Below are 15821 nucleotides of genomic sequence, written 5' to 3'. Positions count from 1 at the left end.
TGACAAGCACACAAAAGGAGAGTTCACATGCAAAAATACATATGGCTGCTGGCAGCAATTTTCTTTTTCTCAACTGCTTCCAGTGTCTCTGCACACACCGGTCTGGAATCCTCTGATCCGAAAGAGGGCGATGTAGTCCAAGAAGATCTCAATAAGATCACTTTAACGTTTGAAACTAAAATCGAAAATTTAAGCACCATGAAAGTAACTAGAGATGGTAAACCGGTAGATATTAAAACAGCTGTAAACGACAGGGTTTTGACGGGCACTTCACCGGATCCGTTTGAAAACGGAAAATATAACGTGGATTATAAAATCATTGGTGCCGATGGACATGTGATTGAAAAGGGATTTACTTTTACCGTAGATCAACCGGAAGAAAAGAAAGAAGCGAAAAAAGAACCAGAAAAAAACACTGAAAAAGCGCCAGCAACCAAACAAAAGGAAAAATCAGAACAAAAAGCAGAGAAAGCAGAAAGCAAAACCAATTCATCTGCCCCGTTATTTATCGTTATTGTCGTCATCGTCATTGCCATTGCGGTATGGCTGATTAAAAGAAAAAAGAAGTAGAATGGCGGAAAGGGGATATGAAATGAGTGTTGAAGAACATAAAAAAGAATCACCTTCATCAGTAAGCTGCAAAGTGATTACAGTGAGTGACACAAGGACTGAGGAAACCGATAAAAGCGGCATCTTAATAACAGATCAACTCGTTCAAAATGGACACAGCGTTTCGCAGTATGCGATTGTAAAAGACGAAGTAGATGAAATTCGGTCCGCTGTTCTTGAAGGCTGCCAGGCAGAAGACGTAGAGGTTATTCTGATCAACGGGGGAACTGGAATTGCCAAACGGGACGTAACCATCGAAACGCTGGAGCCCCTGTTTACGAAGGAAATACCGGGATATGGAGAGTTATTTCGCATGCTGAGTTATACAGAAGACATTGGTTCTGCGGCAATTATGAGCAGAGCCGTTGCAGGCGTCATTGATTCCACCGCTGTTTTTGCAATGCCTGGATCATCCGGCGCGGTATCTTTGGCCATGAAGAAACTCATCCTTCCTGAAATCGGACATGTTCGAAGAGAAATCAATAAAGATTTGCCTAAGTAACAGATCATTTCCTTGTTCTGCCTATCTCATGTCATAAAAGGGTACAGCTGCCAATAAATTTAGTTAAGCGTGACAGACGCTGAAACTTTTTATTCGGCAGCTACGTATACTAGATTATGAAAACGCTTTATCGGGAGGTTTCAGATGGGCGGGATATTGCGGAAAGCGATTGAAGAAAGAAAAAAATTTTTGATTCAGATGCTTAAAAAGGCCGGGATCAGCAAGGAGCTGGAATCGCCATTATCCGAACTTGAAGAAGAGTATAAAAGCTGGCTCTATCAACAGGATGCTGTCATAGAACCGGGTAAAAAAGTTTAACACCTTCTTAGTGTGGGAATAAAAATAAAGCATAAGAGTCCTTCTCAGGGCTTTTTTTGTGTGAAAGAAGACCATCCTTTTTGCTATAGTATATAATGAACAGCTGCAATTAAGGGTTAAAGGAGATCACAGCATGAACATCGCTTTTTATCTATTGCCTAAAGATGAGGTAAAATATTTGAATCCTGAATCGACCATTAGGCAGGCTTTGGAAAAGCTTTCGTATCACAAATATACGTCTGTTCCCCTCGTTTCTGAGGAGGGACAATATGTCGGGACTTTGACAGAGGGGGATTTGCTGTGGAAACTGAAAGAGGCTTTTGATCTTGGTTTCCATGACGTAGTGAAAACAAAGTTAAAGGATGTACCGCAGCGGGTGAATAATATTTCGGTTTCCATTAATTCAAATATGGAAGATTTAATCACGCTTGCAACCGACCAAAATTTTATACCTGTAACGGATGATGACGGCCATTTCATCGGCATTATCCGGCGAAGGGATATTATAAAATATTGTGCACGTACCATCTGGGATAACAATAAATAAAGAAAAGGTATTGACAATTACTATATTTAGTGTGAAAGTAGGATTTAAGGAACTAAATATAGTATTATGAAACAATAGGTGTCTGTTAAAGACTTAATAGGGAATCCGGTGCAAGTCCGGAGCTGTCCCCGCAACTGTCATGTGGACGAAACGGAGATCCACTGTGTAAAGAACGCGCACAAAGCTGTGGCTTTTACATGGGAAGGTCCGGAGTAGGATGAAGCAGTAGCCAGTAGACCTGCCATTTGTTTCACGGTTTTGATTCTTCGGGGAGTGAGAAACAAAAGCGGCACCAATCTGCTTTTTGTTTTTTACATACTACGTGTCGTTTTTGGGCTCATCCAATGGATGGGCCTTTTATTTTTGTTTGAAAAGAGAGGAGAGCTATAAATGGCTACAGATATTTCAAGAGTCCAGCAGATAATTGGTGAACTCCAGGAGATTTTAGAGGAATTTCCCCAGCTGAGGCACAGAAATGAATACATAGAAAAAGTCACCTATTTTGCCCATCAGGAGGAATCCACACAAAAGATGCTGAACATGGGGGTTCTTTATGCCCTTGAGAATATTTCCATGGAAGAGCCAGACTGGACCTATGTAGCAGCAAGAATCCACCTGAAAAAGCTGTACCGGGAGGCAGCAAAGAACAGAAACAATGAATCCGGACAACCTTATGGGTCACTGTATGAACTAATTGAGCAGTTGACCGGAATGGGGATTTACGACAGCAGCCTCCTGCGAATGTATTCCAGCGCCGAAATCAACGAGCTTGAGAGCGTAATTAATCCGGATCAGGATCATAAGTTTACCTATATCGGCATTCGGACCCTGGCAGACCGTTATTTGGCTCATTCACATGAAGGCGGCGTGTACGAGCTTCCACAGGAGCGGTTTATGATCGTTGCGATGACACTGCTCTCCAGGGAGCCTGAAGAAAAGCGTCTCGGCCTGGTGAAAGAAGCATACTGGGCGATGTCGAACCTTTACATGACCGTTGCCACACCGACATTGGCGAACGCAGGAAAAAGCTATGGACAGCTGTCCAGCTGCTTCATTGATACGATGGAGGACAGCTTGCGTGGAATCTATGATTCTACAACCGATGCAGCCACTCTTTCCAAAGGGGGCGGGGGGATTGCCGTATATCTCGGTAAAATCAGAAGTCTCGGCTCCGAGATCAAAGGATTCAAAGGAAATTCCTCCGGAATCATTCCATGGGCGAAATTGCTGAACCAGACCGCCGTCAGTGTAGACCAGCTGGGCCAGCGAAAGGGAGCAATTGCCATTTACTATAATGTGTTTGGCAAGGATTTGTTTTCATTCCTTGATGCCAAGCTGAACAATGGGGACGAACGGCAAAGGGTGCATGATTTGTTTCTCGGCCTTTGCATCCCGGATTTGTTTATGGAAAAAACAGAAGCTCGGGATGACTGGTATCTGTTTGATCCCTACATGGTCAAAAAGATAATGGGTTATGAACTGGATGACTATTATGATGAAGTGCCTGGAGAAGGAAGCTTCCGTCAAAAGTACCAGGAATGTGTCCGCGCTGCAGATCAGGGATATTTTGGTGAAAAGGGGTCCGGCGGCTATGATGTTGTGCCGGCAATCGAGATTTTCAAACGCATTATGAGAAGCCAGCTCGAAACAGGTGTGCCTTACATGTTCTACCGGGACACGGTGAATCGTGCCAATCCAAATAAGCACGAAGGGATGATTTACTGCAGCAATCTGTGTACCGAAATTGCGCAAAACGGGTCAGCCACAACCGTGGAAGAAGAGATTACCGAGGATGGAAAGATAATTATCACCAAACGGCCCGGTGATTATGTAACTTGTAACTTAAGCTCCATTTCTCTTGCCAGGGCTGTAAAGGCGGATGTACTTGAACGCCTTATTCCGATTCAAGTCCGGATGCTGGATAATGTGATTGATCTGAACGAAAACCGTATTGAAGTCAAGCAGGCCGTGCTCACTAATCAAAAGTACCGGGCAATCGGACTTGGCACGTTTGGCCTTCATCATCTTCTGGCTCTTGAAGGTATCCGCTGGGAATCGGAAGAAGCGGTTCAATATAATGATGAATTGTATGAAAAAGTCAATTACCTGACCATCAAAGCCAGCAATGAATTGGCAAAAGAAAAAGGCTCCTACCCGGCTTTTGAAGAGTCTGACTGGGAGACCGGGATTTATTTTGAGCAAAGAGGCTACCAATCTGAAAAATGGCTGAAGCTCAAGGAAGAGGTTCAGGCTTCGGGTATCCGAAACGCCTGGCTGCTGGCGGTTGCACCGAATGCGACAACAAGCCTGATCGCGAATTCAACTGCTTCTGTGGATCCCATTTTCAAAAAAGAGTACTCAGAAGAGAAAAAGGATTTTAAAATTCCGGTTACCGCTCCCGACCTGACACCCCTGACGAACTGGTATTATAAATCGGCGTATGAAGTGGATCAGCATTTCAGCATTAAACAAAATGCGGCAAGGCAAAAGCATGTGGACCAATCGATTTCCTTTAACTTTTATGTGAAGAGTACGATCAAGGCAAAAGAGCTGCTGGATCTTCATATGACCGCCTGGAAATCAGGGCTGAAGACCACGTACTATACGCGGTCAACATCTGTTTCGGAACTTGAAGACTGTGAAAGCTGTTCGAGCTAGGAGGATAAGGATGAAAACATTAAGCAAACGAGAATTATACGATGTAACAGCCCCGAATGCATCAACGAGAATTCTGAATGGCAGAAGTTCAAACGTACTGAACTGGGATGATGTCCGGTACAGTTGGGCTTATCCGATGTACAAGAATATGCTGGCTAATTTTTGGACTCCGTTTGAGATCAATATGTCCGGCGACGTAAAGCAATATCAGCAGCTTTCCGGCGAGGAGAAGGATACGTTTAACAAAATTATCGGGCTTTTGGCTTTTCTGGACAGCATTCAAACCGACTATTCTTCCAGGGCTGCCGGGTATCTCACCGATTCAAGCCTTTCAGCGCTGATGACTGTGCTTTCCTTCCAGGAGGTCGTCCATAACCAGTCCTATTCCTATGTGCTTTCAAGCCTTGTAAACAAGCAGAAGCAGGATGAAATCTTTGAGTACTGGAAGCATGATAAAGTACTGCGGGAACGAAATGATTTTATAGCAGAGGGATATACGCGGTTTACGGAAAATCCGACATCGAGAACATTTATGGAATCGATTGTCTATGATGTTGTCCTTGAAGGCTTGAATTTCTATACGGGCTTTGCCTTTTTCTACAACCTGGCGCGAAACCAAAAAATGATGAGTACGAGCACGATGATTAATTATATTAATCGTGATGAACAGCTTCACGTCCGGCTGTTTTGCCAAATCTTTAAAGAATTGCAGAAAGAAGTACCGGAATTGGACAATGAAGAAACGGAGCGTTTCGTACAGGAAACCTTTAAAAAGGGGGCAGAGCTGGAAATACAGTGGGCCCGCTACATCATCGGTGACCGATTTGCCGGACTGAACATGCCGGAGCTTGAAGCGTATATTAAATTTATGGCCAACAAAAGAGTGAATGAACTCGGGGTAGAACGGCCGTTCCAGGGATTCAGGGAAAATCCGATGAAATGGATCAGGGCGTACGAGCATGTGGACAGCGGCAAGAGTGATTTTTTCGAACAAAAGCCCCGGCAATATACAAAGGTATCGGATGCAAATGGATTTGACGATCTTTAAACATGATTGATTATTGTTCTCCTGAAAGTAAACATGATAAACTGAATAACGGAGATATTGAACTCCTGCAGGACTTCCTGCAGGAGTCTGTTTTGTTTAATGAGCGCGCATAAAGAAAGGATTGAAAGCTTGTGCTTTTGTATATATGGGTTGGGATTGCAGGTATGGCCGGAGCGCTTCTGCGCTATGGACTGGGCCTTGCGGTGAGTGATATCTCGGGAGGCGGATTTCCGCTTGCTACCTTCCTGACCAACATGGCCGGATCATTTGCGCTTGGTTATCTTACGTTCCGGCTCGGGAGACGCTCATCCGCAAATCCGTATACATCCCTGGTCGTTGGTACGGGTCTGATCGGTTCGTTTACCACGTTTTCCACCTTTAGTGTAGAAAACATTCAGCTCTTCCAAACCGGACAGACCGCTACGGCTCTTCTTTACATCTTGCTCAGTTTAATCGGCGGACTTTTCATGTGCTGGGCAGGTTTTCGTTTAGGAAGCAGAGTCGCCAAAGGAGGGACCGCATTGTGACTCACATGTTGCTTGTGGCTGCGGGGGGATTTTTTGGCGCTGTGTTCCGTTTCGGAATTGGCCAATGGGTGAAAAAACATACTGTTACTGCATTTCCCCTGGCAACGTTGTTTGTGAACATTACAGGCTCCTTTTTGCTTGGATGGCTTACTGGAATGGAACCTTCTGATTCTATCAGACTGTTTTTTGGAATAGGATTTATGGGGGCATTCACAACGTTCTCCACACTTAAGCTGGAGAACATTCAATTATATCGAAAAAAGCAATGGGACGTGCTGATTCTATATTTGGCACTGAGTTACATCGTCGGCATACTGGCTGCGTTGGCTGGGTTCGTGCTGGGCAGCCGGTAATACCGGACAAGCTATTACTATACAGAGAGTAGGTAAATGCAATGAAAGAAATGGTACTGTCACTTTTGGAGTGGATTGTGGGGCTTGGATATCTCGGAATTGCGCTTGGTCTTATGGTAGAGGTTATTCCAAGCGAGTTGGTTTTGTCGTATGCGGGCTATCTCATTTCGCAGGGACATCTGAGTTTTGCCGGTTCAGTTATTGCCGGAACAATCGGAGGAACCATCGCCCAGTTGTTTTTATATTGGATGGGATATTATGGCGGAAGACCCTTTTTGGAAAAGTACGGAAGGTATATCCTGATCAGTCAGAAACAGATCGATTTATCAGAAAGCTGGTTTGAGAAATACGGCAATGGTGTCATTTTCTTTGCCCGTTTCATTCCTGTTGTCCGGCATGCCATTTCAATTCCCGCAGGCATTGCAAAAATGTCATTTTCTAAATTCACGATCTATACGTTGCTGGCTATCATTCCCTGGTCGATTTTATTTATCTATCTGGGAAGCCAGCTGGGAAGCAATTGGGAAGACATTAAAACGATTGCCGCTCCATTTACGAGGGGGATTGCCATTGGCGCCATTGTCATCCTTTTCATTTTGATCGTCCTTAAAGTAAGAAAAGGAAAAAAATAAATCATACTGCTCGTAGAAAGGCCCTGTCTCAAGGGTCTTTTTCTATGTTTATGGTCATACATTTATCAAAAAAAAGCGGGCGGGTGAGGAGAATGGATGAGCTGGCGAGAAACAAAAAAATCAATGAGGTGCTTATGAGAATGAGAAGGGAACAAGAAAAAGAGGAGGTGGCCGACTGTATTTCCAGAGCCATGAGGGAATGCGGATACAAACAGGAGAATATCCAGCGGGTGATTGAGCAGGTCTATCGTCAGTTCAACCGAATGAAAACGTAAACATGCGGACAGTATGCATGTTTTTTTGTTACACTTGTTGGAGAAGTACATATCAAAAAAATAAGGATGGAGCGGTGTAGCTATGAATCAATCTTTTACTTCACTGTGCGGCATTCGATATCCTATTGTGCAGGCTGGAATGGCCGGTGGCCCGGCAACGCCGGAGTTGGCAGCGGCAGTTTCCAATGCCGGCGGATTAGGTACGTTGGGAGCGGGTTATATGGCGCCCAACGACGTAAAAGCCGCAATCAAGAGCATCAAGGAAATGACGGCCAAGCCCTTTGCAGTCAACCTTTTTCTGCCGGAGGAATTTACGTTTGACAGAGATCAGACTGAAAAAATGGAAGCAACACTCGAAGGATTTAAAGAAAGGCTGGGAATGGAGAAGTCGTCCAGGTTTACCGGATGGACGTCTCATTTTGAGGACCAGCTGGATGTGGTAATGGAAGAGAAAGTACCAGTCATCAGTTTTACATTCAATGCGCCGACCAAAGAAATAATCGACAGGCTGAAACAAGAAGGCGTGGTTACGATTGCCACTGCCACCACCGTGGAAGAGGCGGTCCGTCTCGAAGCAGTAGGCATCGATGCCATCTCGGCCCAGGGAAGTGAAGCAGGAGGCCATAGAGGGACATTTCTTGGAAGCGAAGAGCAGGCACTGATTGGCTCAATGACCTTGATTCCCTTAATTGCTGATGCGGTTTCTATTCCAGTATTAGCCGCCGGCGGGATCATGGATGCCAGGGGAATGGCTGCCGCCTTGGCGCTTGGGGCAAGCGCTGTCCAGCTGGGTACCGCTTTTTTAACAGCAGAAGAAAGCGGAGCTCATCATTTGCATAAAGAAGCCGTGCTGGAATCGAAGGAAACGGATATGAGGCTGACCAAAGCGTTTTCGGGCAAAATGGCAAGAGGCATTACAAATATTTTTATGGAAGAGATGACAGCGGTTGACAACCTTCCTCCATATCCCATTCAAAATGCATTGACTTCCGGCCTTAGGAAAGCTGCTGCCAGCCGGGGAGAAAAAGGGTATATGTCCCTATGGGCAGGGCAGGGTGCCCCGCTGGCCAAAAGAAGGCCGGCAAAGCAGGTGGTCCAAAGCCTCATCGAAGATTATAACCGGATTGCAGACGGTCTTGTAAAACTTTAAACATGTAAAAAGCCGCAGCCTCTGGACTGGGCTTGCGGCCATTATCGTTTTACGGTTTTAAACAACTCCGTCGCGTTCTCTTTTAATTCCTTTGCAGATTCTCCTACACTTTTGATGCTTTGTGTTTTATTGTAGACGTCGTATTTCAAATACTCGGTTTTTTGATTGAGCAGTGCGGTCTGGTTCGTGACGTCATTTACTTCCGCCTGCATCAGCTGAGTGGTACGGTTTAAGTTTTCGATGGTTGATTTGCTTGATTTCATTAGTTTAACAGCATAGACTCCAAGGAAGACCAATGCTGCGACAACAATTGCAATGCTAATCCAGATGATGACCAAAATAATGCCCTCCTTCAATCTCTTTATTCTTGTGATACCCATTATACTTATCATACAAACAAAAGCCGGCTGATATTCAGAAGATCAGTCGGCTTTTTTTAATGGGCATGTATTGCAGCAAGTGCCACCGTCTGTCCGGTAGTACAGGCAGCATGTTTTTCGCTGCTGAAATTGATGGTCTTCATATCTGGCAGCCAATTCGATGAAAGGATTGGAGGCTGTTCCAAAGTGAAAGCCTTGCGCCTGCTCCATAAGAAATTGGTAGTCGTCTATCAACCTTTCATGAATTTCAGAAGGATGGTTTTCGCCTTTCCACGTGTTATATAGCCAGGCGATATAAAGTAACGCATTCTCCCAAAGCATCGCTTTCGATGCTTTTGTGCTTGCAGCCAAGTAATCCAGCATCACCGATATGTTTTTGGCGAAAAGTGTTTCAACAACCGATGATCTCCAATTTTCCCGGTTTCCGGCCATAGGCATCCCATCACTGTTTTGCAGAGAAAAAGACGGCAGCCAGCTGTGTTCTTTTTCGCTATCTTCCTCTTCAATGATCACCACATTTTCCAGACGAATATCAAACTGCTTATTCAGCATTGACAAGGCATAAAGGGAAGAGGTGAGAATGCAGAAAACATAGCGCTTAAAGAACATAGACGCGATGACTCTTTTCTCTTTGGAACCGATTTTATCACCCACGGTTTCCATATAGGAAAGCATGCGTTCTTTATTTAATAGGAGAGAGGCCGGAAAGGCAGCCTTTTCATTTGAAAAATGGAATTTAAAGCTGGAGCGTTTTTCAATATCAGTCCTTTCCAAAAGGGACCAGCCGTTAAGGTTAGGCATATTGTGCTGTGGGTAAGCCATTTTTCGCGATTCTCCCCTTTCCGTATGGAATGCACATTGGTGTACCGAATAAAGGATCTTCAATAATTTTGCATGGCATATGAAAAACATCAGCAACCAGTTTTTCATTCATGATATCTTCAGGACAGCCTTGAGCGGCTACAGAATGATTCTGGATGGCCACAAGATGGTGGGCATACCGGCATGCCAGGTTAAGATCGTGAAGGACCATTACAATGGTGCGTTTTTCCCTTGCATTCAGCTCAAAGAGCAGATCAAGTATTTCAATCTGGTGTGTCATGTCCAAATAGGTAGTCGGTTCGTCGAGAAGGATGGTTTCCGTTCCCTGGGCAAGGGTCATAGCAATCCACGCACGCTGTCTTTGTCCTCCTGAGAGAGAGTCAACACTTCTTTCTGCAAATTCAAGCATATTAGTTGCCTTCAAAGCCTGTGTAACCGCCTCTTCGTCTTTCCTGGACCATTGTTTCAACCATGATTGGTATGGGTACCTTCCTTGTTTAACCAGCTGGAGAACAGTCAGGCCCTCCGGTGCTACTGGTCCTTGTGGTAAAATAGCCAGCTCTTTTGCCACGTCCTTTGTTGAACGTTTGGCGATGTCCTTCCCATTTAAAAGAATTGCTCCTTCTTCTGGTGCCAAAAGGCGCGCCATGGAACGCAAAAGTGTCGATTTTCCACACCCGTTACTGCCGATTAAAACGGTGATTTCCCCTTTTGGTATCGAAAGATTCAGGTCTTGAATCACAGGTTTTTTTCCATAAGATAATGTTAGAGATTCCGTTTCAAGAATGGACATGAGATCGCTCCTTAACCATGATTTTTAAATAGCAGGTAAATAAAATAGGGAGCACCGATGGCAGCGCTGAAAACTCCTGCTGGAACTTCCAGCGGCGAGAAAATTGTTCTACCGGCCAAATCAGCGAGCAATACGATAATGGCCCCAAGAAAGCCGGATACAGGAAGCAGTGCGCCGAAGGAAGAGCCAACCAGCCTTCTGGCAATATGCGGCCCAACCAGGCCAACAAATCCGATGGCTCCTGTAAAAGCGACGGCCGAGCCAGCAAGGGCCGTACTAATCAGCAGTAATAAAAAACGGTTCTTGTTCACGGAATGCCCAAGACTTGCGGACACGTCATCACCGAGCTCCTGAACGTTCAGTTTTCTTGCGAATGCAAGCAAAAGAGGTGTCAGGATAAGAAACCACGGCAATAGACTATATACATCTTTCCAGTTTGTCGCATAAACCGTACCAGTCAGCCAGATCGTTGCCTGCGGAGCAGCATAAATGGGTCCGAGTACGATCATGAGTGTTGTCAGGGCCTGGGCTGCGGTCATCAGGCCCACACCAATTAAGATCAGCCTTACCGGTGAAATTCCGCGTTTCCAGGCAAGCAGGTAAATCAAGGCTCCCATAAGAAATGCCCCGGTTACAGCAGCAACAGGCAAATAACCGATGCTCACTGTCAAATTGTTGCTTTGGCTGCTGAAGACCGTTATAAAGGTAACGGCGGCAAAGCCAGCGCCTGATGTAATGCCAAGCATATCTGGCGAAGCGAGTGGGTTTCGGATGATCCCCTGCAAAATGGCACCTGCCAGAGAGAGGGAAGCCCCTGCAATCACCGCAATCAGTATTCTGGGAAGCCTGAATTCATGTATAACAACATTGTTAATGCCAGCACCAGTCCCAGTTAATGACTTTATGACGTCCAGAGGAGATATATACAGCTCCCCAACCCCGATGCTTACCGACATGATGGCCATTGTTATAAAAATGAGAATCAGTGAAGTGAACAGGGTTTTTTTTTCTATTAGAAACGAAAATCTTTTGGACCTTGCTGTAATATACTTGCTCATTTAAACGATCCTTTTCGGGCGATATGAATAAAAAACGGCGTACCGATCAAGGCGGTCATCACACCAACCGGAACTTCTTCCGGAAGTACGATGTATCGGGCGCCAATGTCGGCAGTGATCAGCAGTATCCCGCCAAATACAGCGGAAAAGGGAATAACCCAGCGATGGTCATTTCCTACAAGATAACGGGCGAAATGAGGAACAACAATACCGATAAAACTGATTGGGCCCGCCACTGCGACGGATCCACCGGCAAGTAGCACAATCAAGACACCGGCCAGGACCTTAAAGAGCAGTGTCCGCTGGCCGAGGCTTTTGGCAACATCTTCACCAAGTAAAAAGGTATTAAGCTGGCGGAACATCAGCAAGGAACCGATCCAGGCAATCAGAAGATAAGGAAGCACCGGATATAGAAATTCCAGTTTTCTGCCCTGTATCGATCCTGCCAGCCAGAATAGTACTTCTTCCAGCGCTTTTTGATTGGCCACAAGCATTCCTTGTGTAAGAGAGGCAAACATTGCAGCAATAACTGCACCAGCCAGTGTCATTTTTATTGGCGTTAAACCGCTGCGCCCGGCAGAACCCAATAGGTATACGGCCAAAGCCGAGACAGTAGCACCAAGAAACGCAATCCAGGTGAATTGCTGAAGAGAACTGATTTGAAAGAATGAGACAGCCATTACAATAAAAAAACCAGCTCCCGCGTTCAATCCGAAAATATCAGTGGATGCAATTGGATTCCGTGTCACCGCCTGCAGCAGCACACCGGCCAATGCCAGTGAAATTCCAACTGCCGCACCGATCAAAGCGCGGGGAAGACGGGCATTTCGTATAATAAGATGCTGATTGGATCCATTAAAATCAGTGAATGCTGCAACAGCTGTTTTCCAGCTTGTGTCGGTGTATCCAAATACAACACTAAGTGCCATACAGACAGCCAACAAAAGAACTGCCAAAGCGAGAATGGCAATCTTCGCTTTTGATGATTGAATTACTCCGTTCATAAGGACCTCATTATTAGAAATTTACAATTATAGTTTAAAAAAGATAAAGCAGCATGTCAATGAATTTGAAAATCATTATCAATTACTGTTGACTTTTATTTTTACTTTCAGGTATGATTTGTCTGTAAATGAAATTCATTATCAATTGGGGGAGAAGAAATTTGAATACCGCAAAATCTACATATTCAAAATGGGGAATGATTATAGCCATTCTTTCGCTGATGCTTTTGGCAGCTTGCGGAGGGAATGATGGAAAGGAATCATCCGGAGAAGATTCTAAAGGATACAGTGTTAAGCATGCGATGGGGACAACCGAGGTAAAGAGCGCAAAACGCGTTGTTGTTTTGACGAATGAAGGAACAGAAGCGGCGCTGGCAATGGGGGTAAAACCTGCTGGAGCCGTTAAATCCTGGCTCGGCGATCCATGGTATGATCACATAAAAGATGATATGAAAGGTGTAGAGGTGGTTGGTGACGAAAGCCAGGTTAATCTGGAAAAGATCGCTTCCCTTAAACCGGATCTTATTATTGGAAATAAAATGAGACAAGAAAAAATTTACGATCAATTAAATAAAATTGCACCTACTGTTTTTGCAGAAGATTTGCGCGGCAACTGGAAAAAGAATTTCAAATTGTATTCCAAAGCATTAAATAAAGAAAAAGAAGGAAACAAGGTAATCAGTGATTACGATCAGCGCGTAAATAAGATCAGTGAAAAAGCGGGAGATAACCTGAACAAGGAGATATCTGTTGTCCGTTTCATGCCAGGGGTTTCCCGCATCTACTTATCCAACTCGTTTTCCGGTGTGATCCTTGACCAGCTTGGCTTTAAACGCCCGAAGGTGGAAAGCAAGGATAATTTTGCAGCAGAAGTAACGAAAGAACAAATTCCGCAAATGGATGGTGATGAACTGTTTTACTTTACTTATGAAGCAGGGGACGGAGGAGCGACCAAACAGGAAAAAGAATGGACCAATGATCCGCTCTGGAAAAACCTAAAGGCAGTGAAACAGGGCAACGTCCACAAGGTTTCTGATGCCATCTGGAATACAGCAGGAGGCGTGAAGGCAGCGAACCTGATGCTTGATGACATTGAAAAATATTTGGTGAAATAAGAAGAACAAATGAAGCTCGTGATGCCGTATCACGGGCTTTTTTTAATGTTCTGATAGCGTTCTGTGTAATAATTCACACGATGTTCTTCTTCAATCAGGAGGATTGATATAATGGAACGCGTCAATTTCCGGCATGAAACATATGGACGACTTGTCCATATTGCCGTATAGTAACTGCAGTAGTTTATCATCCAGGAGGCAAACTATGCTCTTTTTATCATTGCCGCAATCTTTTTTGCAGATGAATACCATTTTTATATCCATATTAATAGAAGCACTGCCCTTTGTAGTGCTCGGGGTTTTTATTGCAGGTATCATCCAAATCTTTGTATCAGAGGAACTGGTGGCTAGAATTATGCCGAAAAACCCGGTTCTTGCCGTATTGTTCGCCTCTTTTCTTGGCGCCCTTTTCCCTGCATGTGAATGCGGAATTGTGCCTATTGTAAGGCGCCTTGTTCAAAAAGGGGTGCCTATCTACGCCGGGGTTGCTTTTATGCTGACGGGTCCGATCATCAATCCAGTTGTTCTCTTTTCGACCTACGTCGCTTTTGGAAGCAACTGGTCCATGCCTTTATATCGGGCCGGAGGAGCTGTTGTCGTTTCTGTTGTTGTTGGTTTGATTCTCGCTTTCTTTTATAAGGGAGATGGCCTGAAAATTACACCAGAACATCATCATCACACGCATGAAAAGCTTTCCGTTAAACAAAAACTTGGTGAAACGCTAAATCATGCGGTTGAAGAATTCTTTTCCATGGGAAAATACCTGGTGATCGGTTCACTGATTGCTGCAGCGGTCCAAACGTATGTGAAAACCTCAACTCTTCTTGCCATCGGTCAGGGACAGGCTTCCTCGTCACTTGTCATGATGGGACTTGCGTTTGTTTTATCTCTGTGTTCAGAAGCTGATGCGTTCATCGCGTCTTCCTTCAGAAGTACCTTTTCCACAGGGTCGATCGTTGCTTTTCTAGTATTCGGTCCGATGCTTGATATGAAAAATTTATTGATGATGCTCTCGGCATTTAAAACAAAGCTGGTGCTCGTTACCGTTGTTTCATTGTCTGTTGTAGTGTTTTTATATTCGATGCTGTTCTAGGGAGGTGTAGCATTATGATGCGGGGATGCCTGTTAATGGGATTCACTTTTTTGATTATGCAGCTTCATGCGACCGGAAATATAAGTAAGTATATTAATATGAAATATTCGTACCTGTCATTCAGCGTTATGTTCGCACTGGCTCTTTTGACCATCGTGCAATTTCGGAATGCCGTGAAGGAAGATGAAGGCGGCCATAGCTGCGATCATTGCGACCATGATCATTCCGTTGAGGATACTTGGTATAAAAAATTGTTTGTATATACCGTTTTTGCTTTTCCGGTCATTACCGGTATCTTTCTCCCGGTTGCCACCATGGATTCAAATATTGTAAAAGCAAAAGGGTTTCACTTCCCTGTCAATCAGGAGTCCAAAGGGGATCCTTATGCACAGAATCAGTTTCTGCGTCCGGACACCAGTGTATATTATGGCCAGGATGCTTATGACAAGCTGATGAGGAAGGAAAAAAAGAAATATACGAAATATGATACCCTTGCTTTGAATGATACGAACTTTCTTAAAGGAATGGAAACGATCTATAATTATACGGGGGATTTTCAAGATAAAACCATCTCGTTTAAGGGTTTTGTGTACAATGATCCGGATACGAAAAAGAACCAGCTCTTTATCTTTCGGTTTGGCATTATCCATTGTGTCGCTGATTCGGGCGTATATGGAATGATGGTGGAAATGCCGGATGGCGTGAAGCTTAAAGATGATGACTGGATTACGGTAAAAGGCAAGATATCAGAGATCTATTATCAGCCGTTTAAAACGAATATTCCGTATGTTAAGGTCCAATCCTGGAAACAAACATCCGCTCCAAAAGAGCAATATGTATACCGGGGGAATAATTAAAGCAGATCCAACAGGATCTGCTTTTTTTGTTTTGCAGGGACTGATGGCAATGCATGTTTTTACAGGAAGTGAAACATGAT

The 15821-nt window shown here is 44.5% G+C and carries 19 protein-coding genes and 1 riboswitch; of the genes, 14 read left to right on the top strand and 5 right to left on the bottom strand.

The genetic code is table 11. From position 1 onward, the window contains the following. The first annotated feature begins 27 nt into the window (after nt 1-27). From DMO16_RS07770 to DMO16_RS07725, 11 genes are all read left to right on the top strand, one after another. Complete coding sequence (locus DMO16_RS07770; protein WP_061968763.1) at nt 28-570, top strand: copper resistance CopC family protein; 543 nt, start codon at nt 28-30, stop codon at nt 568-570. 22 nt (nt 571-592) lie between these two features. Next, entirely contained in the window at nt 593-1111 is a 519-nt protein-coding gene (locus tag DMO16_RS07765; RefSeq protein WP_129476507.1) for a MogA/MoaB family molybdenum cofactor biosynthesis protein, read from the top strand. 144 nt (nt 1112-1255) lie between these two features. Beyond that, nucleotides 1256-1429, top strand: coding sequence for a hypothetical protein (locus tag DMO16_RS24170; protein ID WP_156412554.1), 174 nt, complete (start codon nt 1256-1258; stop codon nt 1427-1429). Between the two features lie 133 nt (nt 1430-1562). Beyond that, nucleotides 1563-1976 (top strand): CBS domain-containing protein, encoded by a 414-nt coding sequence (locus tag DMO16_RS07760; protein WP_061968768.1) that lies wholly within the window; start codon nt 1563-1565, stop codon nt 1974-1976. 59 nt (nt 1977-2035) lie between these two features. Continuing rightward, nucleotides 2036-2236: riboswitch (cobalamin riboswitch) on the top strand. A 130-nt stretch (nt 2237-2366) separates the two neighbouring features. Then, complete coding sequence (locus DMO16_RS07755; protein WP_129476504.1) at nt 2367-4634, top strand: ribonucleoside-diphosphate reductase subunit alpha; 2268 nt, start codon at nt 2367-2369, stop codon at nt 4632-4634. A 10-nt stretch (nt 4635-4644) separates the two neighbouring features. Further along, nucleotides 4645-5682, top strand: coding sequence for a ribonucleotide-diphosphate reductase subunit beta (locus DMO16_RS07750; RefSeq protein ID WP_129476501.1), 1038 nt, complete (start codon nt 4645-4647; stop codon nt 5680-5682). A 131-nt stretch (nt 5683-5813) separates the two neighbouring features. After that, nucleotides 5814-6209 (top strand): fluoride efflux transporter CrcB, encoded by a 396-nt coding sequence (crcB, locus tag DMO16_RS07745; protein ID WP_061968775.1) that lies wholly within the window; start codon nt 5814-5816, stop codon nt 6207-6209. A 5-nt stretch (nt 6210-6214) separates the two neighbouring features. Beyond that, complete coding sequence (gene crcB, locus DMO16_RS07740) at nt 6215-6562, top strand: fluoride efflux transporter CrcB (protein ID WP_425590067.1); 348 nt, start codon at nt 6215-6217, stop codon at nt 6560-6562. Between the two features lie 41 nt (nt 6563-6603). Then, entirely contained in the window at nt 6604-7194 is a 591-nt protein-coding gene (locus tag DMO16_RS07735; protein ID WP_129476493.1) for a DedA family protein, read from the top strand. Between the two features lie 92 nt (nt 7195-7286). Continuing rightward, nucleotides 7287-7469, top strand: a complete 183-nt coding sequence (locus tag DMO16_RS07730) for a hypothetical protein (RefSeq protein ID WP_061968779.1) — start codon at nt 7287-7289, stop codon at nt 7467-7469. Between the two features lie 82 nt (nt 7470-7551). Next, nucleotides 7552-8619, top strand: a complete 1068-nt coding sequence (locus DMO16_RS07725) for an NAD(P)H-dependent flavin oxidoreductase (RefSeq protein WP_061968781.1) — start codon at nt 7552-7554, stop codon at nt 8617-8619. Nucleotides 8620-8660: 41 nt separating this feature from the next. Here DMO16_RS07725 and DMO16_RS07720 read toward each other — a convergent pair whose 3' ends face one another. From DMO16_RS07720 to DMO16_RS07700, 5 genes are all read right to left on the bottom strand, one after another. Further along, a complete protein-coding gene (locus tag DMO16_RS07720) occupies nt 8661-8957 on the bottom strand; it encodes a DUF948 domain-containing protein (protein ID WP_061968783.1) in 297 nt (98 codons plus the stop codon). 84 nt (nt 8958-9041) lie between these two features. Beyond that, entirely contained in the window at nt 9042-9800 is a 759-nt protein-coding gene (locus DMO16_RS07715) for an IucA/IucC family C-terminal-domain containing protein (protein WP_206738075.1), read from the bottom strand. Next, nucleotides 9793-10614, bottom strand: coding sequence for an ABC transporter ATP-binding protein (locus tag DMO16_RS07710; protein ID WP_129476487.1), 822 nt, complete (start codon nt 10612-10614; stop codon nt 9793-9795). The genes DMO16_RS07715 and DMO16_RS07710 overlap by 8 nt, the downstream gene beginning before the upstream one ends. Nucleotides 10615-10625: 11 nt before the next feature. After that, nucleotides 10626-11672, bottom strand: coding sequence for a FecCD family ABC transporter permease (locus DMO16_RS07705; protein WP_129476485.1), 1047 nt, complete (start codon nt 11670-11672; stop codon nt 10626-10628). Then, nucleotides 11669-12676 carry a FecCD family ABC transporter permease gene (locus DMO16_RS07700; RefSeq protein WP_129476482.1) on the bottom strand — a complete coding sequence of 336 codons (1008 nt, stop codon included), beginning with the start codon at nt 12674-12676 and terminating at the stop codon, nt 11669-11671. Before DMO16_RS07700 ends, DMO16_RS07705 begins: the two co-directional genes overlap by 4 nt. A 197-nt stretch (nt 12677-12873) precedes the next feature. Here DMO16_RS07700 and DMO16_RS07695 point away from each other — a divergent pair, with 197 nt between their 5' ends. The 3 genes from DMO16_RS07695 to DMO16_RS07685 all read left to right on the top strand — a co-directional run bounded on the left by DMO16_RS07695 (nt 12874) and on the right by DMO16_RS07685 (nt 15741). Next, nucleotides 12874-13791, top strand: coding sequence for an ABC transporter substrate-binding protein (locus DMO16_RS07695; protein ID WP_129480333.1), 918 nt, complete (start codon nt 12874-12876; stop codon nt 13789-13791). Between the two features lie 205 nt (nt 13792-13996). Further along, nucleotides 13997-14884, top strand: coding sequence for a permease (locus DMO16_RS07690; RefSeq protein ID WP_129476479.1), 888 nt, complete (start codon nt 13997-13999; stop codon nt 14882-14884). Between the two features lie 14 nt (nt 14885-14898). Beyond that, on the top strand, nt 14899-15741 hold the full coding sequence (locus DMO16_RS07685; RefSeq protein WP_061968796.1) for a TIGR03943 family putative permease subunit: 843 nt from the start codon (nt 14899-14901) through the stop codon (nt 15739-15741). Nucleotides 15742-15821: the final 80 nt, after the last annotated feature.

The organism is Fictibacillus sp. S7 (assembly GCF_004127935.1).
Classification (GTDB): domain Bacteria; phylum Bacillota; class Bacilli; order Bacillales; family Fictibacillaceae; genus Fictibacillus_C; species Fictibacillus_C enclensis.
Note: the sequence above shows the minus strand (reverse complement) of the source record. Positions and strands in the feature narration are given on the sequence as shown.